Source organism: Streptomyces sp. NBC_00009 (assembly GCF_045040855.1).
Lineage (GTDB): Bacteria > Actinomycetota > Actinomycetes > Streptomycetales > Streptomycetaceae > Streptomyces > Streptomyces aureus.
Genome location: NZ_CP108312.1, coordinates 3,202,175 through 3,225,509, shown reverse-complemented (window position 1 = coordinate 3,225,509; position 23,335 = coordinate 3,202,175). Strand labels below are relative to the sequence as shown.

Annotated in this window: 20 protein-coding genes and 1 tRNA gene; 17 read left to right on the top strand and 4 right to left on the bottom strand. The window is 68.2% G+C overall.

What is annotated here, in order from left to right:
- Positions 1-30: 30 nt before the first annotated feature.
- The 3 genes from OHA58_RS14350 to OHA58_RS14340 are packed head-to-tail and all read left to right on the top strand — an operon-like array spanning position 31 to position 3,088.
- Positions 31-1,488: an MFS transporter gene (locus OHA58_RS14350; protein WP_405479036.1), complete on the top strand. Its 1,458-nt coding sequence runs from the start codon at positions 31-33 to the stop codon at positions 1,486-1,488.
- Positions 1,489-1,530: 42 nt separating this feature from the next.
- Positions 1,531-1,911, top strand: coding sequence for a DUF3291 domain-containing protein (locus tag OHA58_RS14345; protein ID WP_356279168.1), 381 nt, complete (start codon positions 1,531-1,533; stop codon positions 1,909-1,911).
- A gap of 40 nt (positions 1,912-1,951) precedes the next feature.
- A complete protein-coding gene (locus OHA58_RS14340) occupies positions 1,952-3,088 on the top strand; it encodes a UDP-N-acetylmuramate dehydrogenase (RefSeq protein ID WP_405479035.1) in 1,137 nt (378 codons plus the stop codon).
- Positions 3,089-3,116: 28 nt separating this feature from the next.
- Here the strand turns inward: OHA58_RS14340 and OHA58_RS14335 are convergent, their stop codons facing one another.
- Positions 3,117-3,749, bottom strand: a complete 633-nt coding sequence (locus OHA58_RS14335) for an NAD(P)-dependent oxidoreductase (protein WP_405479034.1) — start codon at positions 3,747-3,749, stop codon at positions 3,117-3,119.
- Positions 3,750-3,837: 88 nt separating this feature from the next.
- On the opposite strand from OHA58_RS14335, the gene OHA58_RS14330 reads away from it, so the two are divergent.
- From OHA58_RS14330 to OHA58_RS14320, 3 genes are read left to right on the top strand one after another with little or no spacing between them, the layout of a single operon-like run.
- A complete protein-coding gene (locus tag OHA58_RS14330) occupies positions 3,838-4,434 on the top strand; it encodes a TetR/AcrR family transcriptional regulator (protein WP_405479033.1) in 597 nt (198 codons plus the stop codon).
- A gap of 31 nt (positions 4,435-4,465) precedes the next feature.
- Positions 4,466-4,663 (top strand): hypothetical protein, encoded by a 198-nt coding sequence (locus tag OHA58_RS14325; protein ID WP_405479032.1) that lies wholly within the window; start codon positions 4,466-4,468, stop codon positions 4,661-4,663.
- Positions 4,660-5,190, top strand: a complete 531-nt coding sequence (locus OHA58_RS14320) for a DsbA family protein (protein WP_405479031.1) — start codon at positions 4,660-4,662, stop codon at positions 5,188-5,190. The genes OHA58_RS14325 and OHA58_RS14320 overlap by 4 nt, the downstream gene beginning before the upstream one ends.
- A gap of 18 nt (positions 5,191-5,208) precedes the next feature.
- Here the strand turns inward: OHA58_RS14320 and OHA58_RS14315 are convergent, their stop codons facing one another.
- Both OHA58_RS14315 and OHA58_RS14310 read right to left on the bottom strand, forming a co-directional pair.
- Positions 5,209-6,234, bottom strand: coding sequence for an adenosine deaminase (locus OHA58_RS14315; protein WP_405479030.1), 1,026 nt, complete (start codon positions 6,232-6,234; stop codon positions 5,209-5,211).
- 229 nt (positions 6,235-6,463) lie between these two features.
- A complete protein-coding gene (locus OHA58_RS14310; protein WP_405479029.1) occupies positions 6,464-7,702 on the bottom strand; it encodes a pyridoxal phosphate-dependent aminotransferase in 1,239 nt (412 codons plus the stop codon).
- A gap of 190 nt (positions 7,703-7,892) precedes the next feature.
- Here OHA58_RS14310 and OHA58_RS14305 point away from each other — a divergent pair.
- The 11 genes from OHA58_RS14305 (at position 7,893) to OHA58_RS14255 (ending at position 22,028) form a co-directional block, all read left to right on the top strand.
- Positions 7,893-7,965: transfer RNA gene (locus OHA58_RS14305), tRNA-Trp, on the top strand.
- 109 nt (positions 7,966-8,074) lie between these two features.
- On the top strand, positions 8,075-8,362 hold the full coding sequence (secE, locus tag OHA58_RS14300) for a preprotein translocase subunit SecE (protein ID WP_100594904.1): 288 nt from the start codon (positions 8,075-8,077) through the stop codon (positions 8,360-8,362).
- 77 nt (positions 8,363-8,439) lie between these two features.
- On the top strand, positions 8,440-9,348 hold the full coding sequence (nusG, locus tag OHA58_RS14295; RefSeq protein WP_405479028.1) for a transcription termination/antitermination protein NusG: 909 nt from the start codon (positions 8,440-8,442) through the stop codon (positions 9,346-9,348).
- Between the two features lie 176 nt (positions 9,349-9,524).
- On the top strand, positions 9,525-9,959 hold the full coding sequence (rplK, locus tag OHA58_RS14290; RefSeq protein ID WP_100594902.1) for a 50S ribosomal protein L11: 435 nt from the start codon (positions 9,525-9,527) through the stop codon (positions 9,957-9,959).
- 82 nt (positions 9,960-10,041) lie between these two features.
- Positions 10,042-10,770, top strand: coding sequence for a 50S ribosomal protein L1 (rplA, locus tag OHA58_RS14285; RefSeq protein ID WP_100594901.1), 729 nt, complete (start codon positions 10,042-10,044; stop codon positions 10,768-10,770).
- A 141-nt stretch (positions 10,771-10,911) separates the two neighbouring features.
- On the top strand, positions 10,912-11,631 hold the full coding sequence (locus OHA58_RS14280; protein ID WP_405479027.1) for a hypothetical protein: 720 nt from the start codon (positions 10,912-10,914) through the stop codon (positions 11,629-11,631).
- A gap of 59 nt (positions 11,632-11,690) precedes the next feature.
- Positions 11,691-12,539 (top strand): DUF1396 domain-containing protein, encoded by an 849-nt coding sequence (locus tag OHA58_RS14275; protein WP_405479026.1) that lies wholly within the window; start codon positions 11,691-11,693, stop codon positions 12,537-12,539.
- A gap of 278 nt (positions 12,540-12,817) precedes the next feature.
- Positions 12,818-13,348 carry a 50S ribosomal protein L10 gene (gene rplJ, locus OHA58_RS14270; protein WP_405479025.1) on the top strand — a complete coding sequence of 177 codons (531 nt, stop codon included), beginning with the start codon at positions 12,818-12,820 and terminating at the stop codon, positions 13,346-13,348.
- Between the two features lie 111 nt (positions 13,349-13,459).
- The gene (gene rplL / locus OHA58_RS14265) at positions 13,460-13,843 is read left to right on the top strand and encodes a 50S ribosomal protein L7/L12 (RefSeq protein WP_405479024.1); all 384 of its coding nucleotides are present in this window, start codon (positions 13,460-13,462) and stop codon (positions 13,841-13,843) included.
- Between the two features lie 675 nt (positions 13,844-14,518).
- On the top strand, positions 14,519-18,004 hold the full coding sequence (rpoB, locus tag OHA58_RS14260; protein WP_405479023.1) for a DNA-directed RNA polymerase subunit beta: 3,486 nt from the start codon (positions 14,519-14,521) through the stop codon (positions 18,002-18,004).
- A gap of 124 nt (positions 18,005-18,128) precedes the next feature.
- Complete coding sequence (locus OHA58_RS14255) at positions 18,129-22,028, top strand: DNA-directed RNA polymerase subunit beta' (protein ID WP_383087275.1); 3,900 nt, start codon at positions 18,129-18,131, stop codon at positions 22,026-22,028.
- Between the two features lie 81 nt (positions 22,029-22,109).
- Here OHA58_RS14255 and OHA58_RS14250 read toward each other — a convergent pair whose 3' ends face one another.
- Positions 22,110-22,952, bottom strand: coding sequence for a M48 family metalloprotease (locus OHA58_RS14250; RefSeq protein ID WP_405479022.1), 843 nt, complete (start codon positions 22,950-22,952; stop codon positions 22,110-22,112).
- Between the last annotated feature and the right edge of the window lie 383 nt (positions 22,953-23,335).

Below are 23,335 nucleotides of genomic sequence, written 5' to 3'. Positions count from 1 at the left end.
AACTAACCCAAGGGATCTCAGGGGGAAGCGATGTCACAGCGGACAGCAACACCACAGCGCGGGGGAGCCGTCTGGGCCCTCGTCATCACCGGCGTCGCCGGATTCATGGCGGCCCTCGACAACCTCGTCGTCACCACCGCTCTGCCCTCCATCCGCAACGACCTCGGCGGAGCGCTCGACGACCTGGAGTGGACGGTCAGCGCCTACACGCTCACCTTCGCCGTGCTGCTGATGTTCGGCGCGGCCCTGGGGGACCGGTTCGGCCGCCGCCGGCTCTTCCTCGTCGGCCTCACCGTCTTCACCGGCGCGTCCGCCGCCGCGGCCATGGCACCCGGCATCGACTCGCTGATCGCCGCCCGCGCGGTCCAGGGCGTAGGCGCCGCGATCATGATGCCGCTGACGCTCACCCTGCTGACCGCGGCCGTCCCGGCGGCGAAGCGCGGGATGGCGTACGGGATCTGGGGCGCCGTCAACGGGCTCGCGGTCGCGAGCGGGCCGCTGATCGGCGGCAGCCTCACCGAGCACGTCTCCTGGCACTGGATCTTCTGGCTGAACGTCCCGCTCGGCCTCGCCCTGCTCCCGCTCGCCCGGCTGCGCCTGAACGAGTCGTACGGGACCGGTGCGCGGCTCGACCTGGTCGGCACCCTGCTCGCCAGCAGCGGCCTCTTCGGCATTGTGTACGCCCTGGTCCGCGCGCCCCGCGACGGCTGGACCAGCGGGCTCGTCCTGCTGGGTCTGTTCGCCGGCGGCGCCCTGCTCGTCGCCTTCGCCCTGCACGGCACCCGCGCCAGGAACGCGATGCTGCCGATGCGCCTCTTCCGCTCCCGCGCCTTCGCCGGGATCAACGCGGCCAGCCTGCTGATGTTCCTCGGGATGTTCGGCTCGATCTTCCTGCTCAGCCAGTACATGCAGGGCGTCCTCGGCTACTCGCCCACCGAGGCGGGCCTGCGGATGCTGCCCTGGACCGGCATGCCGATGCTCGTCTCGCCGATCGCGGGGTACCTCTCCGACCGGATCGGCGGCCGCCTGGTCGTCGCCACCGGCCTCTTCCTCCAGGCCGCGGGCCTCGCCTACTACGCCTCCGTGATCGCCGTCGACGCCTCGTACACCGCCCAGCTGCCCGCCCTGATCATCAACGGCATCGGGATGTCGCTCTACTTCGCCCCCGCCTCCAACCTGGTCATGTCCAGCGTCCGTCCGCAGGAACAGGGCATCGCGTCCGGCACGAACAACGCGCTGCGCGAGGTGGGCGGAGCGCTCGGTATCGCCGTGATGTCGTCGATCTTCGCGGCGCAGGGCGGCTACGAGCCCGCGCAGAACTTCGTGGACGGCATCCAGCCCGCGCTGTGGGTGGGCGCGGCCACGGTGGCCGTCGCGGGAGCCGCGGCCCTGCTCATCCCCTCCCGCCGGCGTGCGGCCGAGGGACTCAAGAGCGAGCCCGAGCCCGAGCCCGAGTCCGCCCAGGTCCTGGAGACCCTCTCGCACTGAGAACGCCCTGCATCGAACCGGCACTCCCCGAAGGAGCACATCATGCCCACGTTGCCCTGGACCGTCCCGAACACCCCGCCGGCCGGCGCCGAGGCCCACGTCATGGCCTCCCGCTTCGAGACCCGCACCCTGTGGGGGGCCCTCCGTTTCTTCGCGAAGACCCCCTCTGTCTGGCGCCAGGTGAGCAAGGCACCCGGCGCGTACGGGGCCTCCGTGAAGGCGGCGCCCCTGCGGCGGACCTTCTGGACCCTGTCCGCCTGGGAGTCGCCCGACGCGCTGAAGCGCTTCGCGGGCTCGGCGCCCCACGGCCCCACGGCCGGTGGTCTGCGCTCACAGATGAAGGACGCGAAGTTCGTGCGCTGGCAGACCACCACGGACGAGCTGCCGCTCGACTGGGCGGAGGCGCTGCGGCGCCTGACGTGATCCGCGTGCCGCGCAGGACCACAGGCAAGCAGGACCCCAAGTGCGTACGAGAACGGCCCTGCCACGACCGCGAGAACGGCCCCGCCACGACCGGTGGGGCCGTTCTCGTACTCTTGAGCGCGTGCAGGAACTCCACGACGCCCCCCTCGCCCCCCTGACCACCTTCCGTCTCGGCGGCCCCGCGGCACGGCTGCTGACGGCGACAACCGACGACGAGGTGATCGCCGCCGTCCGTGAGGCCGATGCGGCGGGCACCCCGCTGCTGATCGTCGGCGGTGGCAGCAACCTGGTCATCGGCGACAAGGGCTTCGCGGGTACGGCCCTGCGGATCGCCACGAAGGGCTTCTCGCTCGACGGTACGAGCCTTGAGCTCGCGGCCGGCGAGGTGTGGACCGACGCGGTCGCCCGCACCGTCGAGGCCGGCCTCGCGGGCATCGAGTGCCTCGCCGGAATCCCCGGCGCCGCCGGCGCCACGCCGATCCAGAACGTGGGCGCCTACGGCCAGGAGGTCTCGTCGACGATCACCGAAGTGATCGCGTACGACCGGAAGACGTGCGAGACGGTCACGATTCCGAACGAGGAGTGCGCGTTCTCGTACCGGCACAGCCGTTTCAAAGCCGCTCCCGACCGCTTCGTGGTGCTGCGCGTGCGGTTCGGGCTCGAGGACGCGGGCGGCATGAGCGCCCCCATCAAGTACCCCGAGACGGCCCGCACCCTCGGCGTCGAGGCGGGCGACCGGGTCCCCGTGGCCCTCGCCCGCGAGACCGTCCTGAAGCTGCGCGCGGGCAAGGGCATGGTGCTCGATCCCGAGGACCACGACACCTGGTCGGCCGGGTCGTTCTTCACCAACCCGATCCTCACCGAGGAGGAGTTCGCCGCCTTCCACGCGCGCGTGGCGGACCGCCTCGGCCCCGACACCGCCCCGCCCGCCTTCCCGGCCGGCGAGGCCCGCGTGAAGACCTCGGCGGCCTGGCTCATCGACAAGGCGGGCTTCACCAAGGGCTACGGCAGCGGGCCCGCCCGTATCTCCACCAAGCACACGCTCGCCCTCACCAACCGCGGCGAGGCGACCACCGACGACCTCCTCGCGCTCGCCCGCGAGGTCGTGGCCGGCGTCCACGACGCCTTCGGCGTGACGCTGGTCAACGAGCCGGTCACGGTGGGCGTGACCCTCTGACCCGCCCGCTGACCTGCCCTCTGACCCGCTAGTAGGCGACCCCCACGCCCTGCTTCACCGTCGCGGGGTCGTCGATCATCGCCAGCATCGCGTGGGCCACGTCGGCCCGCGAGATGCTCCGGCCGCTGCGCGGATTCCTGCCGACCACGGTCCGATACGTGCCCGTGAGCGGCTTGTTCGTGAGCTTCGGCGGGCGTACGGAGGTCCAGTCCGTGGCGCTGGCCGCGAGCTCGCCCTCCATGGCCCGCAGATCGTCGTAGACGGGCTTGAGCAGCGAGTTGATGACGCCGAGCATGGCGCGGTCGACGAGCGGTGAGCGCTCGGGTTCGGGGCCGACCGGCGCCGCGCTCACGACGAGCAGACGCCGTACGTCCTCGGCCTCCACCGCGCCCAGCACCGACCGGGTCAGCTCGGCCGCGATGCCCGCGTCGGCGCGCCTGCGGGCGCCGAGCCCGGACAGGACCGCGTCGCGCCCGGCGACCGCGGGGCGCAGCGCCTCGGGGTCCCGCACATCCGCCCGGAACACCTCCAGGCCCGCGCCCGTCACCGTGAACCGCGCGGGGTCACGGACCACCGCGGTGACCTGATGGCCCGATGCCAGTGCCTGCCGGACGATCTCCTGGCCGATGCCGCCGGTCGCTCCGAAAACAGTGATCCTCATGGCACACCCTCCTAGGGTGGGTAAGTGTTCACTCACCCTCTAGAGTGAGTGGATACTCACCCGCTCGTCAAGCTCGGTTGGAGCCCGCATGCATCAGAAGCCGGCCCGGGTCCGCATCGTCGACGCCGCCCATGAACTCATGCTGAGCATCGGCCTCGCCCGCGCCACCACCAAGGAGATCGCCAAGGCGGCGGACTGTTCGGAAGCGGCGCTCTACAAGTACTTCGCGAACAAGGAAGAGCTGTTCGTGACCGTTCTCAGCGAGCGGCTGCCCAAGCTCGGACCGCTCCTGACCGAGCTGTCCAAGGAGCCGGGCGCGAAGAGCGTCGAGGAGAACCTCACGGAGATCGCCCGCGAGGCCGCCCTCTTCTACGAGCAGACCTTCCCGATGGCCGCCTCCCTGTACGCGGAACCCCAGCTCAAGCGCCGTCACGAGGAGGCGCTGCGGGAGATGGGTGCGGGCCCCCACCGCCCGATCCAGGGCCTGGACGCCTACCTCAGATCCGAGCAGGACGCGGGCCGCATCAGCCGCGACGCCGACACCTACGCCGCTGCGTCCCTCCTCCTCGGAGCCTGCGCCCAGCGCGCGTTCGCGTACGACATGGCCCCCGACCGCAAGCCCCCGCAGCCGCTGGACGAGTTCGCCGCGGGCCTCGCCCGAACCCTGCTCACAGGGATCGCATAGAGTCCCCGTTCTTTCTGGGGAGGGCAAGATCATGCCGCGTGGTAGAGGGCGCCGGGCCACCATGTCGGTGCTGGTGGCGGCGCTGACGGGCGTGCTCGCCGTGGGGTGCGGCCGGGGATCGTCCAGCGGGGACGCGACCGTCGACAAGAAGCCCGAGCGGTACCCGAGCTCCGGGCAACTGCCCGAACACCTCGCGGCCGACGGCACGACGGTCGTCGTCGGGTCATGAAGGCGGACACCGTCGTACGGCTCTACGAAGACCTGCGCTGCCCCGTCTGCCGTGACTTCGAGGAGGACGGCGGCGCGGGCGCGCTGCGGAAGATGACCCTCCACGGCGAGGTCAGGACCGAGTACACCCTGGCGTCGTTCCTCGACGACCGGCTGGGCGGCAAGGGCTCGAAGAAGGCGGCCAACGCGCTGCGGGCCGCCCTGGAACAGGGGAAGTTCGTCGAGTACCACGACCTCCTCTTCCAGGAGCAGCCCGAGGAGGCCGTCGACGGCTACACCGACGCGTTCCTGCTCCGCATGGCCTCACGTGTGAAGGGCCTGCGCGGCGCCGAGTTCGACGCGGCGGTGAAAGGCATGAAGTACCGCTCCTTCGTCACCGCCTCCGAGAAGGCATTCGAGGCCGACAAGGCGTCCGGCACCCCGGCCTTCGCGGTGAACGGCACCCTCCTCAAGGAGGACCGGCGGAGCCTGATGTTCGACCCCAAGTACGTTCCGCTGGTGGTCGGGACGTCAACCCTGCCGCAGTGACAGACGCACCGGACCTGATCAGAGGGCGGCGGTCAGCCAGTCGTCGACCCCTGACAGCAGCTTCGCCTTGATGTCCTGCGGCGCCGCCGAGCCGCGCACCGACTGCCTTGCCAGCTCGGCCAGTTCGGCGTCGTCGAAGTCGTGGTGCCGGCGCGCGATCTCGTACTGGGCGGCCAGGCGCGAGCCGAACAGGAGCGGGTCGTCGGCGCCGAGCGCCATCGGCACCCCGGCCTCGAACAAAGTGCGCAGGGGTACGTCCTCGGGCTTCTCGTAGACGCCGAGCGCGACATTGGAGGCGGGGCAGACCTCGCAGGTCACCCCCCGGTCCGCGAGACGCTTCAGGAGTCGCGGGTCCTCGGCGGCCCGCACCCCGTGCCCGATCCGCGCCGCCTCCAGGTCGTCCAGGCAGTCGCGTACGGAGGCGGGGCCGGTCAGCTCGCCGCCGTGCGGCGCGGCAAGGAGGCCGCCCTCCCTGGCGATGGCGAACGCGCGGTCGAAGTCCCGCGCCATGCCCCGTCGTTCGTCGTTGGAGAGCCCGAAGCCGACGATGCCGCGGTCCGCGTACCGCACGGCGAGGCGGGCCAGCGTGCGCGCGTCCAGCGGATGCTTCATACGGTTCGCGGCCACCAGGACCCGCATGCCGAGGCCCGTGTCGCGCGAGGCGGTCTCGACGGCGTCCAGGATGACTTCCAGAGCCGGGATCAGGCCCCCGAGCCGCGGCGCGTACGACGTCGGGTCGACCTGGATCTCCAGCCACCCCGACCCGTCCGCGAGATCCTCCAGCGCGGCCTCGCGCACCAGCCGCTGAATGTCCTCGGGCTCGCGCAGGCAGGACCGCGCGGCGTCGTAGAGCCGCTGGAAACGGAACCAGCCGCGCTCGTCGGTGGCCCGCAGCTTCGGCGGCTCGGCCCCGGTCAGGGCGTCGGGCAGCCTGACGCCGTACTTGTCGGCGAGTTCGAGCAGGGTCGTGGGCCGCATCGACCCGGTGAAGTGCAGATGAAGATGGGCCTTGGGCAACTGCCGGATATCACGAACCACACCCATCAACGCTCCGTAATCGCTAGGCTCTGCTCTGTGCCGGAAGGCGCCGGGCAGGGCTTGTCCGTCATGAGGCCGTCACGGCCGAGTGAGAAGCCCCTCGCGGGGAGGAGTCACTCCAGGATCTTGCCGCAGAAATCCTGGCCCAGGCAGCCGAGTTCACCGAACGAGCGCGTGCCTGAACGCACAAGCGGGCCCCCGGTCCGACCGGAGGCCCGCTTGTGCGTCGTACATGTCAGTCCCTGGCCTCGGCGAGCAGCTTCTGGATCCGCGAGACACCCTCGACCAGGTCCTCGTCGCCCAGGGCGTACGACAGACGCAGGTAGCCCGGCGTGCCGAAGGCCTCACCCGGGACGACCGCGACCTCGGCCTCCTCCAGGATCAGCGCGGCCAGCTCGACGGAGTCCTGCGGACGCTTGCCGCGGATCTCCTTGCCGAGCAGCTCCTTCACCGACGGGTACGCGTAGAAGGCGCCCTCGGGCTCGGGGCAGAACACGCCGTCGATCTCGTTCAGCATGCGCACGATGGTCTTGCGGCGGCGGTCGAAGGCCTCGCGCATCTTCGCGACGGCCGTCAGGTCGCCGGACACGGCGGCGAGCGCGGCGATCTGCGCGACGTTCGACACGTTCGACGTGGCGTGCGACTGCAGGTTGGTCGCGGCCTTCACGACGTCCTTCGGGCCGATGATCCACCCGACGCGCCAGCCGGTCATCGCGTACGTCTTGGCGACGCCGTTCACGACGATGCACTTGTCGCGCAGCTCGGGCAGGAGCGCCGGCAGGGACGTGAACTTGGCGTCCCCGTAGACCAGGTGCTCGTAGATCTCGTCCGTGAGGACCCACAGGCCGTGCTCGACGGCCCAGCGGCCGATCGCCTCGGCGTCGGCCTCGCTGTAGACCGCGCCCGTCGGGTTCGACGGCGACACGAACAGGACGACCTTGGTGCGCTCGGTGCGCGCCGCCTCCAGCTGCTCCACGGACACGCGGTACCCGGTCGTCTCGTCGGCCACGACCGCGACCGGGACACCACCGGCGAGACGGATCGACTCGGGGTACGTCGTCCAGTACGGCGCCGGGACGATGACCTCGTCGCCCGGGTCGAGGATCGCGGCGAAGGCCTCGTAGATGGCCTGCTTGCCGCCGTTGGTCACCAGGACCTGCGAGGCCTCGACCTCGTAGCCGGAGTCGCGCAGCGTCTTCGCGGCGATCGCGGCCTTCAGCTCGGGCAGACCGCCGGCGGGCGTGTACCGGTGGTACTTCGGGTTCTTGCAGGCCTCGATGGCCGCTTCGACGATGTAGTCCGGGGTCGGGAAGTCGGGCTCGCCCGCGCCGAAACCGATGACCGGACGCCCGGCGGCCTTGAGGGCCTTGGCCTTGGCGTCGACGGCGAGGGTCGCGGACTCGGAGATCGCGCCGATACGGGCGGAGACCCGGCGCTCGGTGGGCGAAGAGGAAGGAGTAGCAGCAGCGCTCATAACCCCATCGTTCCAGACCGGAAACCCGGCCGGCACACGGGTTTCACGGACGATCTACGACTGGCCCGCTTCTTTCTGTTCGACGGAGGGCCGCGGAACACGTACACTCACTGCTCGTTGGCCTTCACCGGCCGCCTTCTTCCGGCACACGACGTGCAGTCGGAGGGATGCGGTACGTTGGGGCAGACAAAGGGTCGTAGCTCAATTGGTAGAGCACTGGTCTCCAAAACCAGCGGTTGGGGGTTCAAGTCCCTCCGGCCCTGCTACACACTCCTTCGCCAGGACGTGTGCGCATGTACGTACTGCAAATGCACCGCCGTGCGGCTCAACCGGGCGCGGCACGGCCACGACCCGGAATTCAGGTGAGGACGCGTGACGGACGCCGTGGGCTCCATCGACATGCCTGATGCCCAGGATGAGGCGCCGGAGTCCCAGAAGAAGCCCCGTAAGGGTGGCAAGCGCGGAAAGAAGGGCCCCTTCGGCCGTCTCGCGCTCTTCTACCGCCAGATCGTCGCGGAACTCCGCAAGGTTGTCTGGCCGACTCGCAACCAGCTCACCACGTACACCAGTGTGGTGATTGTGTTCGTCGTCATCATGATCGGTCTGGTGACCGTGATTGACTATGGCTTCAACCACGCCGTCAAGTACATCTTCGGCTGAGCCGATAGCGAAGGGCGCCGTACCCGGCGCCCCTTTCGCGTGTTCCACCCCTATGTATCCAGGAAGAAGCAGCCACAGTGTCTGACCCGAACCTGAACGAGGCGATCGAGCCCGTCGAGTCCGCTGAGGACGAGCTCGACATTGTCGAGGCGGCGGACGCCGAGAACGCCGAGGACACGGTCCAGGCCGAGGCTGCCGACGAGGCAGCCACTGAGGCTGACGAGCACGCCGAGGACGAGGTCGAAGCCGCCGAGGAGTCCCTCGGGCACGACGCCGAGGACGACGCCGCCGAGCTGTCCGACGAGGACGCCCCCGAGGCCGAGGCCGACGACGAGTCCGTCGAAGAAGCCGCCGAGGAGTCCGAGCCGGTCGACCCGATCGTCGCCCTGCGCGAGGAACTGCGCACGCTGCCCGGCGAGTGGTACGTCATCCACACGTACGCCGGTTACGAGAACCGCGTGAAGACCAACCTCGAGCAGCGCGCCGTCTCGCTGAACGTCGAGGACTTCATCTTCCAGGCCGAGGTGCCGCAGGAAGAGGTCGCGCAGATCAAGAACGGCGAGCGCAAGACCGTCCGTCAGAACAAGCTCCCCGGCTACGTGCTGGTGCGCATGGACCTGACGAACGAGTCCTGGGGCGTCGTCCGCAACACTCCCGGCGTCACCGGCTTCGTGGGCAACGCCTACGACCCGTACCCGCTGACCCTGGACGAGATCGTCAAGATGCTCGCCCCGGAGGCCGAGGAGAAGGCCGCTCGTGAGGCCGCCGAGGCCGAGGGCAGGCCGGCTCCGTCCCGCAAGGTCGAGGTCCAGGTCCTGGACTTCGAGGTCGGCGACTCGGTCACCGTCACCGACGGTCCGTTCGCGACGCTGCAGGCGACGATCAACGAGATCAACGCCGACTCGAAGAAGGTCAAGGGCCTCGTCGAGATCTTCGGCCGCGAGACTCCGGTCGAGCTCAGCTTCGACCAGATCCAGAAGAACTAGCCCTTCCGGCACCTTCTGGAACAAGCACTTCCGAACAGGTCAGACGGGCTCTCAAAGCCGGTCTGACCTGCTCGGTTTTTAGCTGCACACAGATACCCGTTATCGTTGTGCGGTATGCCTCCATCCGGATGACCGGGTGGTCGGCTGAAAACTCTCACTAGGACCCGGAGAGAGCAATGCCTCCCAAGAAGAAGAAGGTCACGGGGCTTATCAAGCTCCAGATCCAGGCCGGTGCCGCCAACCCGGCCCCGCCGGTTGGTCCCGCGCTGGGCCAGCACGGCGTCAACATCATGGAGTTCTGCAAGGCCTACAACGCCGCGACCGAGTCGCAGCGTGGCTGGGTCATCCCGGTGGAGATCACGGTCTACGAAGACCGCTCCTTCACCTTCATCACCAAGACGCCCCCGGCCGCCAAGATGATCCTCAAGGCCGCGGGCATCGAGAAGGGCTCCGGCGAGCCTCACAAGACCAAGGTCGCGAAGATCACCGACGCGCAGGTCCGCGAGATCGCCACCACCAAGATGGCCGACCTGAACGCCAACGACCTGGACGCCGCCGCGAAGATCATCGCCGGTACCGCGCGTTCCATGGGCGTCACGGTCGAGGGCTGATCCTCACCCCGTTTGACCTTTCAGTGGTAGGGCCAGCGCTGGTCCGCACCACGAACTCCATACCTGAACTCCAGGAGTAGAAGTGAAGCGCAGCAAGACTCTCCGCGCTGCGGACGCGAAGATCGACCGGGACAAGCTCTACGCCCCGCTCGAGGCCGTCCGTATCGCCAAGGAGACCTCCGCGACGAAGTTCGACGGCACCGTCGAGGTCGCCATGCGTCTGGGTGTCGACCCGCGCAAGGCCGACCAGATGGTCCGTGGCACCGTGAACCTCCCGCACGGCACCGGCAAGACCGCCCGGGTCCTGGTCTTCGCGACCGGTGACCGTGCTGCGGCCGCGGAAGCCGCGGGCGCCGACATCGTCGGCTCCGACGAGCTCATCGACGAGATCTCCAAGGGCAACCGCCTGAACGAGTTCGACGCCGTTGTCGCCACCCCGGACCTCATGGGCAAGGTCGGCCGCCTCGGCCGCGTGCTCGGCCCCCGTGGCCTCATGCCGAACCCGAAGACCGGCACGGTGACCCCGGACGTGGTCAAGGCCGTGAACGAGATCAAGGGCGGCAAGATCGAGTTCCGCGTCGACAAGCACTCGAACCTCCACTTCATCATCGGCAAGGTGTCCTTCGACGACACCCAGCTGGTGGAGAACTACGGCGCGGCCCTGGACGAGATCCTTCGTCTGAAGCCGTCCGCCGCCAAGGGTCGCTACATCAAGAAGGCCGCCATCGCCACCACGATGGGCCCCGGCGTTCCGCTCGACCCGAACCGCACCCGCAACCTCCTCGTCGAGGAGGACCCGGCTGCGGTCTGAGCCTGACAGCTCAGCCAAGTCGGCTCGGGCCCCGCACCTTTCGAGGTGCGGGGCCCGTTCCCGTTTTTCCGCTAACCCCTCCGGGCACCGGTGGGCTCCGCTAGCGTGCGGGGTCGACCTGGGGCTCGGCGGGGGGAGCGTATGAACGGCAGGACATGGGTGCGGTACGCGACGGTCTGCCTGGCGATGGTCGGCCTGGCGTCCTGCGGCACGCACGAGGCGCCCAAGAGCGACGAGAGCGTCACCGGGGCGCTGAAGGCCGCCCGCTCCGAGGTCGCCGCCGCCGGGTCCGCGAGGATCGAGGCGACGAGCAGTACGGGCACCAGCCTGTCCTCGCAGAGCGCGGGCGTCCTGCGCTGGTCGGGCGGGCTGCGCGGCACCCTGAGGGTGACCACGACCGGCGGCTCGATGGCCTCGACGACCCGGCTCATGGGCGGCTCCCCGTCCCAGTCCCGCTTCCTGCCGGACGCGTACTACACGCGCATGACCGACAAGTTCGCCGCGCTGTCGGACGGCAAGCACTGGATCCGATACCCGTACGACACCGGGGCCGACCTCTCACCGGCGGCCTCCCTGAGGCTGCTGCTCTCCTCGGGGAACGCGCGCGAGGTGGGCCGGGAGACCGTGCGCGGCGTCCGCGCCACGCACTACACGGGCTCGGCCCACGGGCAGCGCGTCGATGTGTGGATCGACCGCGGACACCTCCTGGTCAAGCGCGTCCAGCGGGCCGATACGGCCTCCGGCGCCTTCTCCGGGACGGTGCATTACGCCGACTACGGCGCCCGCGCCTCGGCCGAGCGCCCGCCGGCGAGGGACACCGTCGACTTCAGGGATGTCGTTAATCGAAAGCCCGCCGCCTGAGCCTTCGGTATCGTGCGCCCACCTACGTGTATCGATCACGTGTTCCTAGGGGTGGGGTCATGGCAGTGAACAGAGCGGCGGGGGCCGTGGTGGCCGCCGCGGTGCTGTGTGGCGGGGCCACCGCCTGTACGTCGTCGGGGGGCGACGGGAAGGCGGGTTCTTCGCCGCGGACGGCGGCGGCCGCCGCCGTCCTCAAGGCCACGGAGAACGGGGAGCGGCTGACGTCGTTCGGCTACCGGATGACCGGCGAGGTCCCCGGCTCGGGCCGGATCGACGGCGAGGCCGCGATCAGCGTGAAGCCGATGGCGATGCGGATGAGAATGACCTCGCCCGACCAGGGCTCCGACGGCACCCTCGAGATGCGCGTCACCGGCGGCGCCCTGTACATGGGTGGCGGCAAGGGCGCGGCCAAGAAGACGGACGGCAGGAGCTGGCTCAAGTTCGACATCTCCGGGCCCGCGTCGCAGGAGGCCGCGGCGACGAACCCGCTGGCCGGCCAGGCGGACCAGAACCCGGCCGAGCAGGTCACGTTCCTCAACGGCTCCAGGGACCTCGAGCGCGTGGGCGAGGAGACCGTGGAGGGCGAGAAGACCGCGCACTACAAGGGCACCGTCACGCTCGACCAGATGCGCGAGAGCTACGAGGACGAGGACGCGGCCACCAGGAAGCGCCGCGACAAGAACCTCTCGATGTACGAGGGCCTGGGCGTCGACAAGCTCGCGGTGGACCTGTGGATCGACCAGGACGACCGCACCAAGCGCTTCCGTACCCGCGGCGCGGCGGACAAGGGCCGCTTCGACATGACGATGACCTTCTTCGACTACGACAAGCCGGTCACCGTACGGGCTCCGGCCGCCAAGGACGTGGTGGATCTGGCGCAGATGATGAAGGGCGCGACCAGCGGTTGAGCGTCCCCGGCGGGGGCCGACAAGGGCGGATTTGCCTGAGGCGGACCCCGTCACGTAATCTCCTTGAGAAGCCAAAGACCGCTGGTCGTTGCCGTGCCCTCGCAAGAGGAACCGGTGACCGAAGGATCTGCTGAAAGCGGACGACCTGCGCAGGTGACTGTGGATAGTTCCCGGATTCGTTCCGGTCGAGCTAAGCCCCGTGCGCCTGCGCCGGGGCGTTTTGTTTTGTACAGCCCCTTCTGAGCGGTCCTCATCACCCGGAAGGAGGCCGACGCTCTATGCCGACGCCCGACAAGGCTGCCGCGGTAGCCGAGCTCACGGACAAGTTCCGCAGCTCGAACGCCGCCGTGCTGACCGAGTACCGGGGTCTCACCGTGGCCCAGCTCAAGCAGCTGCGCCGTTCCCTCGGTGAGAACTCCGAGTACGCCGTGGTGAAGAACACGCTGACCAAGATCGCGGCCAACGAGGCCGGGATCAACACGCTGGACGACCTGTTCACGGGTCCGACAGCGGTTGCCTTCGTCACCGGTGACCCGGTGGAGTCGGCGAAGGGTCTTCGTGACTTCGCCAAGGACAACCCCAACCTCATCATCAAGGGCGGTGTCCTTGACGGTAAGGCGCTGTCCGCCGATGAGATCAAGAAGCTCGCGGACCTCGAGTCCCGCGAGGTTCTGCTCGCCAAGCTGGCGGGCGCCATGAAGGGCAAGCAGACTCAGGCTGCTCAGGTCTTCCAGGCGCTCCCGTCGAAGTTCATCCGCACTGCGGAGGCGCTTCGCGTCAAGCGCGACGAGCAGGGCGGTGCCGAGTAACTCGGCTCGCGCATTGACCGTCACCCACTAGGGAGACGGTCGCAGCGGGCCGATCGTACGCCCGCCGACATTTACATCCGGCACCTGCCGAATTAGTGGAAGGACGCCATCATGGCGAAGCTGTCCCAGGACGACCTGCTCGCGCAGTTCGAAGAGATGACCCTCATCGAGCTCTCCGAGTTCGTGAAGGCCTTCGAGGAGAAGTTCGACGTCACCGCCGCCGCGGCCGTCGCCGTTGCCGCCGCCGGTGGCGCCGGTGTCGCTGCTGCCGAGGTCGAGGAGCAGGACGAGTTCGACGTCATCCTCACCGGCGCCGGCGAGAAGAAGATCCAGGTCATCAAGGTCGTGCGCGAGCTCACCTCCCTGGGCCTCAAGGAGGCCAAGGACCTCGTCGACGGCGCCCCGAAGCCCGTCCTCGAGAAGGTCGCGAAGGACGCCGCGGAGAAGGCTGCCGAGTCCCTCAAGGGCGCCGGCGCCTCCGTCGAGGTCAAGTGACCTCGGGAGTCTGCTGACTCCTTGCTGAGCGGCTCTCGCGTAGGGCTGTAACGCGAACGTACTGAAGGGCGATCACCCAACTGGGTGGTCGCCCTTCAGGCTTTCCGGACGGCCGCTCGGCGTTCCAGTTCGGCTGCCTTGCACTGACGGTCCCGACGAGTATGGTGATCTTCGTTGTGCCTGGAGCCGGCGCCTGGAGCGAGTGGCGGCGGGTGCCTGCTGGTGAGTGCGGGGGTCGGGGCAGCCCCGTTCGTACAGGAGGGGGCCTTGACGAACCGCACGCAGCGCGCAATTCTCAGGACGCGTCGTCACAACGATCCGGATCCGAGGCATGGATCGACGACGAAGAGGGCAGTAAGGATGTGCGCGCCACGAGTGACGTGGTGACGTGTTGCAGCTGTTGAGAACAACGAGGGTCTGACGAGGGTCGTTGAGGACAACGAGGGTCTCAAAAAACCCGCACTGGACATCAGTGAGCCAAGTGGCTACACTGACCCTTTGCGCTGCCTGTTAGCTGCCTCCTGCCCGTCACCAGGGGCATGCCCTCGCTCCAGCACCGTGGACTGAAGCCGTCCTGACCTGGCCCTCACCGGCCGATTCGGGAAGCTTCTGCCTCCGTGCCAGCTTGGGACCGGTACGCGCGTAGTGAGTCCGAGCCCTCGGAAGGACCCCCTCTTGGCCGCCTCGCGCACTGCCTCGACCGCGAATACGAACAACGGCGCCAGCACCGCCCCGCTGCGCATTTCCTTTGCAAAGATCAAGGAGCCCCTCGAGGTTCCGAACCTTCTTGCGCTGCAGACCGAAAGCTTCGACTGGCTGCTCGGCAACGACGCGTGGAAGGCTCGTGTCGAGGCGGCTCTGGAAAGCGGACAGGACGTCCCCAGGAAGTCCGGTCTGGAGGAGATCTTCGAGGAGATCTCCCCGATCGAGGACTTCTCAGGGTCGATGTCCCTGACGTTCCGCGACCACCGTTTCGAGCCGCCGAAGAACTCGATCGACGAGTGCAAGGAGCGCGACTTCACGTTCGGCGCCCCGCTCTTCGTCACCGCCGAGTTCACCAACAACGAGACCGGCGAGATCAAGTCCCAGACGGTCTTCATGGGCGACTTCCCGCTCATGACCAACAAGGGCACCTTCGTCATCAACGGCACCGAGCGTGTCGTTGTGTCGCAGCTTGTCCGCTCGCCGGGCGTCTACTTCGACTCCTCGATCGACAAGACGTCCGACAAGGACATCTTCTCGGCCAAGGTCATCCCGTCCCGGGGTGCCTGGCTCGAGATGGAGATCGACAAGCGCGACATGGTCGGTGTCCGCATCGACCGCAAGCGCAAGCAGTCCGTCACCGTTCTCCTGAAGGCTCTCGGTTGGACGACCGAGCAGATCCTCGAGGAGTTCGGCGAGTACGAGTCCATGCGCGCCACCCTGGAGAAGGACCACACCCAGGGCCAGGACGACGCGCTCCTCGACATCTACCGCAAGCTGCGTCCGGGCGAGCCGCCGACGCGTGAGGCCGCGCAGACGCTGCTCGAGAACCTCTACTTCAACCCGAAGCGCTACGACCTCGCGAAGGTCGGCCGCTACAAGGTCAACAAGAAGCTGGGCGGCGAAGCCCCGCTGGACGCCGGCGTCCTGACCGTCGAGGACATCATCTCGTCGATCAAGTACCTGGTGAAGCTGCACGCCGGTGAGACCGAGACCGTTGGCGACAACGGCACGTCGATCGTCGTCGAGACCGACGACATCGACCACTTCGGCAACCGTCGTCTGCGCAACGTCGGCGAGCTCATCCAGAACCAGGTCCGCACGGGTCTGGCTCGTATGGAGCGCGTCGTCCGCGAGCGCATGACGACTCAGGACGTCGAGGCGATCACGCCGCAGACCCTGATCAACATCCGGCCGGTCGTCGCCTCCATCAAGGAGTTCTTCGGCACCAGCCAGCTGTCGCAGTTCATGGACCAGAACAACCCGCTGTCGGGTCTCACCCACAAGCGCCGCCTGTCGGCTCTTGGCCCGGGTGGTCTCTCCCGTGAGCGGGCCGGCTTCGAGGTCCGTGACGTGCACCCGTCTCACTACGGCCGCATGTGCCCGATTGAGACCCCTGAAGGCCCGAACATCGGTCTGATCGGTTCGCTCGCCTCGTACGGCCGCGTCAACGCGTTCGGCTTCGTCGAGACGCCGTACCGCAAGGTCGTCGAGGGCGTCGTCACCGACGACGTCGACTACCTGACGGCCGACGAGGAAGACCGCTTCGTGATCGCCCAGGCCAACGCCGGCCTCGGCGAGGACATGCGGTTCACGGAGAACCGCGTCCTGGTCCGCCGCCGTGGCGGCGAGATCGACTACATCCCGGGCGACGACGTCGACTACATGGACGTCTCGCCGCGCCAGATGGTGTCGGTCGCGACCGCGATGATCCCGTTCCTCGAGCACGACGACGCCAACCGTGCCCTCATGGGCGCGAACATGATGCGTCAGGCCGTTCCGCTCATCAAGTCCGAGGCGCCGCTCGTCGGCACGGGCATGGAGTACCGCTGCGCCACTGACGCGGGCGACGTGCTCAAGGCGGAGAAGGACGGTGTGGTCCAGGAGGTTTCCGCGGACTACATCACCACCGCCAACGACGACGGCACGTACACCACGTACCGCCTCGCGAAGTTCTCGCGCTCCAACCAGGGCACCTCCGTCAACCAGAAGGTTGTCGTGGACGAGGGCGCCCGCGTGATCGAGGGCCAGGTCCTGGCCGACGGTCCCGCGACCGAGAACGGCGAGATGGCGCTCGGCAAGAACCTGCTCGTGGCGTTCATGCCGTGGGAGGGTCACAACTACGAGGACGCGATCATCCTGTCGCAGCGCCTCGTGCAGGACGACGTCCTCTCCTCGATCCACATCGAGGAGCACGAGGTCGACGCCCGTGACACCAAGCTCGGCCCGGAGGAGATCACCCGGGACATCCCGAACGTCTCCGAAGAGGTCCTCGCCGACCTCGACGAGCGCGGCATCATCCGTATCGGTGCCGAGGTCGTCGCCGGCGACATCCTCGTCGGCAAGGTCACGCCCAAGGGTGAGACCGAGCTGACGCCCGAGGAGCGCCTGCTCCGCGCGATCTTCGGTGAGAAGGCGCGCGAGGTGCGCGACACCTCGCTGAAGGTGCCGCACGGTGAGATCGGCAAGGTCATCGGCGTCCGCGTCTTCGACCGTGAAGAGGGCGACGAGCTGCCGCCGGGCGTGAACCAGCTGGTTCGTGTCTACGTGGCGCAGAAGCGCAAGATCACGGACGGTGACAAGCTCGCCGGCCGCCACGGCAACAAGGGTGTTATCTCGAAGATCCTTCCGATCGAGGACATGCCGTTCCTCGAGGACGGAACTCCGGTCGACATCATCCTCAACCCGCTGGGTGTGCCGTCCCGAATGAACCCGGGACAGGTCCTGGAGATCCACCTCGGCTGGCTCGCCAGCCGCGGCTGGGACGTCTCCGGCCTCGGTGACGAGTGGGCCCAGCGCCTGCAGGCCATCGGCGCCGACCAGGTCGCCCCCGGTACCAACGTCGCGACCCCGGTCTTCGACGGTGCCCGTGAGGACGAGATCTCCGGTCTCTTCGAGGCCACGATCCCGAACCGCGACGGTGACCGTCTGGTCCAGCCGTCCGGCAAGGCCAACCTGTTCGACGGCCGCTCCGGTGAGCCGTTCCCGGACCCGATCTCGATCGGGTACATGTACATCCTCAAGCTGCACCACCTGGTCGACGACAAGCTCCACGCCCGTTCGACCGGTCCGTACTCCATGATCACCCAGCAGCCGCTGGGTGGTAAGGCTCAGTTCGGTGGCCAGCGATTCGGTGAGATGGAGGTGTGGGCGCTTGAGGCTTACGGTGCCGCGTACGCCCTCCAGGAGCTCCTGACGATCAAGTCCGACGACGTGACCGGCCGCGTGAAGGTCTACGAGGCCATCGTCAAGGGCGAAAACATTCCCGAGCCGGGCATTCCCGAGTCCTTCAAGGTGCTCATCAAGGAAATGCAGTCGCTCTGCCTCAACGTGGAGGTGCTGTCCTCGGACGGCATGTCCATCGAGATGCGCGACACCGACGAGGACGTCTTCCGCGCGGCGGAGGAGCTCGGTATCGACCTGTCCCGGCGCGAGCCGAGCAGCGTCGAAGAGGTCTGACGGGCCTGGTCGGGGGCTCCCACAAGGAGCCCCCGGCCATCCCCGGGACCGTTCAGACCATGATGAAGCGCCTTATTTCTCGCTAACGCGAGGGGCACAACCCCGAAAGAGGGATTGACGCACAGTGCTCGACGTCAACTTCTTCGACGAGCTGCGGATCGGCCTTGCCACCGCGGACGACATCCGGACCTGGTCTCACGGCGAGGTCAAGAAGCCCGAGACCATCAACTACCGCACCCTCAAGCCCGAGAAGGACGGACTCTTCTGCGAGAAGATCTTCGGTCCGACCCGGGACTGGGAGTGCTACTGCGGTAAGTACAAGCGTGTCCGCTTCAAGGGCATCATCTGCGAGCGCTGCGGCGTCGAGGTCACTCGCGCCAAGGTGCGTCGTGAGCGGATGGGCCACATTGAGCTGGCCGCCCCTGTCACGCACATCTGGTACTTCAAGGGCGTTCCGTCGCGCCTCGGCTACCTGCTTGATCTCGCCCCGAAGGACCTCGAGAAGGTCATCTACTTCGCGGCGTACATGATCACGTTCGTGGACGAGGAGCGCCGCACCCGCGACCTGCCCTCCCTCGAGGCGCACGTCCAGGTGGAGCGTCAGCAGATCGAGAACCGTCGCGACTCCGACCTGGAGGCCCGCGCCAAGAAGCTCGAGACCGACCTGGCCGAGCTCGAGGCCGAGGGTGCCAAGGCCGACGTGCGCCGCAAGGTGCGCGAAGGCGCGGAGCGCGAGATGAAGCAGCTGCGCGACCGTGCGCAGCGCGAGATCGACCGCCTCGACGAGGTGTGGAACCGCTTCAAGAACCTCAAGGTCCAGGACCTCGAAGGTGACGAGCTGCTCTACCGTGAGCTGCGTGACCGCTTCGGCACGTACTTCGACGGCTCCATGGGTGCCGCTGCCCTGCAGAAGCGCCTGGAGTCCTTCGACCTCGAGGAGGAGGCCGAGCGCCTCCGCGAGATCATCCGTACCGGCAAGGGCCAGAAGAAGACCCGTGCGCTCAAGCGCCTCAAGGTCGTCTCCGCGTTCCTGCAGACCAGCAACAGCCCCAAGGGCATGGTGCTCGACTGCGTGCCGGTCATCCCGCCGGACCTGCGTCCGATGGTGCAGCTGGACGGTGGCCGCTTCGCGACCTCCGACCTGAACGACCTGTACCGCCGCGTGATCAACCGCAACAACCGCCTGAAGCGACTCCTTGACCTCGGTGCCCCCGAGATCATCGTGAACAACGAGAAGCGCATGCTTCAGGAGGCCGTCGACGCGCTCTTCGACAACGGCCGTCGTGGTCGCCCGGTCACGGGCCCCGGCAACCGTCCGCTGAAGTCGCTGTCCGACATGCTCAAGGGCAAGCAGGGTCGTTTCCGTCAGAACCTGCTCGGTAAGCGAGTCGACTACTCGGCGCGTTCAGTCATCGTCGTCGGCCCGCAGCTGAAGCTGCACCAGTGTGGTCTCCCGAAGGCCATGGCGCTGGAGCTCTTCAAGCCGTTCGTGATGAAGCGCCTGGTCGACCTGAACCACGCGCAGAACATCAAGAGCGCCAAGCGCATGGTCGAGCGCGGCCGCACGGTCGTGTACGACGTCCTGGAAGAGGTCATCGCCGAGCACCCGGTTCTGCTGAACCGTGCGCCGACGCTGCACCGCCTCGGCATCCAGGCCTTCGAGCCGCAGCTGGTCGAGGGCAAGGCCATCCAGATCCACCCGCTCGTCTGCACCGCGTTCAACGCGGACTTCGACGGTGACCAGATGGCCGTGCACCTGCCGCTCTCCGCGGAGGCGCAGGCCGAGGCCCGCATCCTGATGCTGTCCTCGAACAACATCCTCAAGCCCGCCGACGGCCGTCCGGTGACGATGCCGACCCAGGACATGGTCCTCGGTCTGTTCTTCCTCACCACCGACGGTGAGCTGCGTGACGTCAAGGGCGAGGGCCGTGCGTTCGGCTCCACCGCCGAGGCGATCATGGCGTTCGACGCCGGCGAGCTCGCGCTCCAGTCGTCCGTCGACATCCGCTTCCCGGTGGGCACCATCCCGCCGCGTGGCTGGACCCCGCCGGCCGTCGAGGAAGGCGAGCCGGAGTACCAGTCGGGCGACAGCTTCCGGCTGCGTACGACCCTGGGCCGCGCGCTCTTCAACGAGCTGCTGCCCGAGGACTACCCGTTCGTCGACTACTCGGTGGGCAAGAAGCAGCTCTCCGAGATCGTCAACGACCTGGCCGAGCGCTACCCCAAGGTCATCGTGGCGGCGACGCTCGACAACCTGAAGGCGGCCGGCTTCTTCTGGGCGACCCGTTCCGGTGTCACCGTGGCCATCTCCGACGTCGTGGTCCCCGCGGCCAAGAAGGAGATCGTCGCGGGCTACGAGGCGCAGGACGAGAAGGTCCAGAAGCAGTACGAGCGCGGTCTGATCACCAAGGACGAGCGCACGCAGGAGCTCATCGCGATCTGGACCAAGGCGACCAACGAGGTTGCCGAGGCGATGAACGCGAACTTCCCCAAGACGAACCCCATCTTCATGATGGTTGACTCGGGTGCCCGAGGAAACATGATGCAGATGCGTCAGATCGCCGGTATGCGTGGTCTGGTGTCGAACGCGAAGAACGAGACCATCCCGCGTCCGATCAAGGCCTCCTTCCGTGAGGGCCTGACCGTGCTTGAGTACTTCATCTCCACGCACGGTGCCCGTAAGGGTCTCGCGGACACCGCCCTGCGTACCGCCGACTCGGGTTACCTGACCCGTCGTCTGGTGGACGTCTCGCAGGACGTCATCATCCGCGAGGAGGACTGCGGTACCGAGCGCGGCCTCAAGCTGCAGATCGGTGCGCGCGGCGAGGACGGCGTCCTTCGTAAGACGGACGACGTCGAGACCAGCGTCTACGCCCGTATGCTCGCCGAGGACGTCGTCATCGACGGCAAGGTGATCGCGCCGGCCAACGTCGACCTGGGCGACGTGCTCATCGACCAGCTGATCCAGCACGGTGTCGAGCAGGTCAAGACCCGCTCGATCCTCACCTGCGAGTCCACGGTCGGCACCTGTGCCTTCTGCTACGGACGCTCGCTGGCCACCGGCAAGCTGGTCGACATCGGTGAGGCGGTCGGCATCATCGCCGCCCAGTCCATCGGTGAGCCCGGTACCCAGCTGACGATGCGTACCTTCCACACCGGTGGTGTGGCCGGTGACGACATCACCCAGGGTCTGCCCCGTGTCGTCGAGCTCTTCGAGGCTCGTACGCCGAAGGGTGTCGCCCCGATCTCGGAGGCCAAGGGCCGCGTCCGTATCGAGGAGACCGAGAAGACCAAGAAGCTCGTCGTCACCCCGGACGACGGCAGCGACGAGACGGCGTTCCCGATCTCGAAGCGTGCCCGTCTCCTGGTCGGCGAGGGCGACGCGGTCGAGGTGGGCCAGAAGCTCACCGTCGGTGCCACGAACCCGCACGACGTGCTGCGGATCCTCGGTCAGCGTGCGGTCCAGGTCCACCTGGTCGGCGAAGTCCAGAAGGTCTACAACTCGCAGGGTGTGTCGATCCACGACAAGCACATCGAGATCATCATCCGGCAGATGCTGCGCCGCGTGACGATCATCGAGTCCGGCGACGCGGAGCTGCTGCCGGGCGAGCTCGTCGAGCGCTCGAAGTTCGAGACCGAGAACCGTCGTGTGGTCACCGAGGGCGGTCACCCCGCCTCCGGCCGTCCGCAGCTGATGGGTATCACCAAGGCCTCGCTGGCGACGGAATCCTGGCTGTCGGCCGCCTCCTTCCAGGAGACGACCCGAGTCCTGACGGATGCGGCGATCAACGCCAAGTCCGACAGCCTCATCGGCCTCAAGGAGAACGTCATCATCGGTAAGCTCATCCCGGCCGGTACGGGTCTGTCCCGCTACCGCAACATCCGGGTCGAGCCGACCGAAGAGGCCAAGGCCGCGATGTACTCGGCCGTCGGTTACGACGACATCGACTACTCGCCGTTCGGCACGGGCTCCGGCCAGGCCGTTCCGCTGGAGGACTACGACTACGGTCCGTACAACCAGTAAGGCGTACGTCTGACGAAGGGCGCCCACTCCGTTTTTACGGGGTGGGCGCCCTTCGGCGTTTCCAGGAGTAGTCGGCCGCGGTCAGCGGACGGTCTGGAGGTAGGGCTCCAGGGCACGCAGCCGGGTGTAGTTGTCGGGGTGGCTGGAGAGGAGCTTGGCCAGCCCGCCCGGCTCGCGGAGCTTCCTGCCCTGCGCGGCGGCGTGGGCCTTCGCCGCGTCCTGTTCGGCCTGGAAGTGGTGCAGGACCTGCGCCATCTCGGGCGCGAAGCCGAGGGCCGCGGACTGCTGGTCGGCCCGCAGCTCACCGCGCCGGCCCGCGGCCGCGAGCAGGTACGGGGCGAGCACGAGCGGGATGGTGATGTACCAGGCGGCGATGAAGCCGAACACCACGAAGGCGCCCATGAAGAGGTACATGAGGCCGGTCCCGGCGAACGAGAAGACGCGGGCGACGGCGAGCGCGACCCTGGCAAGGCCCCGGGTCACGGCCCAGGCGATCCTGCCCGGCAGCGAGTACCAGTAGCCGAGCAGGCCGGCCCAGGCGTGGCCGCCGGTGTGGTGGCCGAGCTCATGGGCGAGTACCGCGGCCAGGTTGCTGCTGGGGATCCTGTTGAGCGCGTACGTGGTGACGCCGACGACGTGTCCGGCGGCCGCCATCGCGTTCAGGTCGGTGCTGTTCTCGATCATCAGCTCATACGTGTCCGCCTCCACGCCCGCGCGGGCCGTGACCTCGCGCCAGATGGGCTCCAGGCGCGCGCGTTCCTCGGCCAGAGGCCGCCGGAGCTTCAGCACGTGCCGGGCGAAGGCCAGTTCGGTGGGCCGGTGGAAGACGAGCGCCCCGGAGGCGAGCCAGGCCAGGATCACGATCCAGCCGGCGGTGCTGCCGAACATCGCCACGGAGATCGCGCTGACCACGGCGAGGCTCACGAGGAACCCCGGAACCTGGGTCGCCAGCTGCCCGATCGCGGTGGCATCGGCCCCACGCTGATGCGCCGCGACGTGAACGCGTGAGCCGAGGTGACGGTAGTGGAGGTCGTCCGGGGCGGAGGGTTGGGGGCCGAAGGGGTGGGTGGGGGCTTGGTGTTGCGGGGCGGGGGTGCCGGGGTACTGGGGGTACGCGCTGGGGTGGCCGTGGCCGTGGCCGTAGCCGTAGCCGGGCTGTGGGGCGGCCGGGTATCCAGGCTGTGGGGCGGCCGGGTTCGGGTACTGGGGCGGTACGTAGGGGGCCTGGGGGGTGGTGGCGCCTGGGTACTGGGGCGGGGGCGCGGCCGCACCGGGATACGCGGGTGGGGACGTCGGCGTGCCGGGGT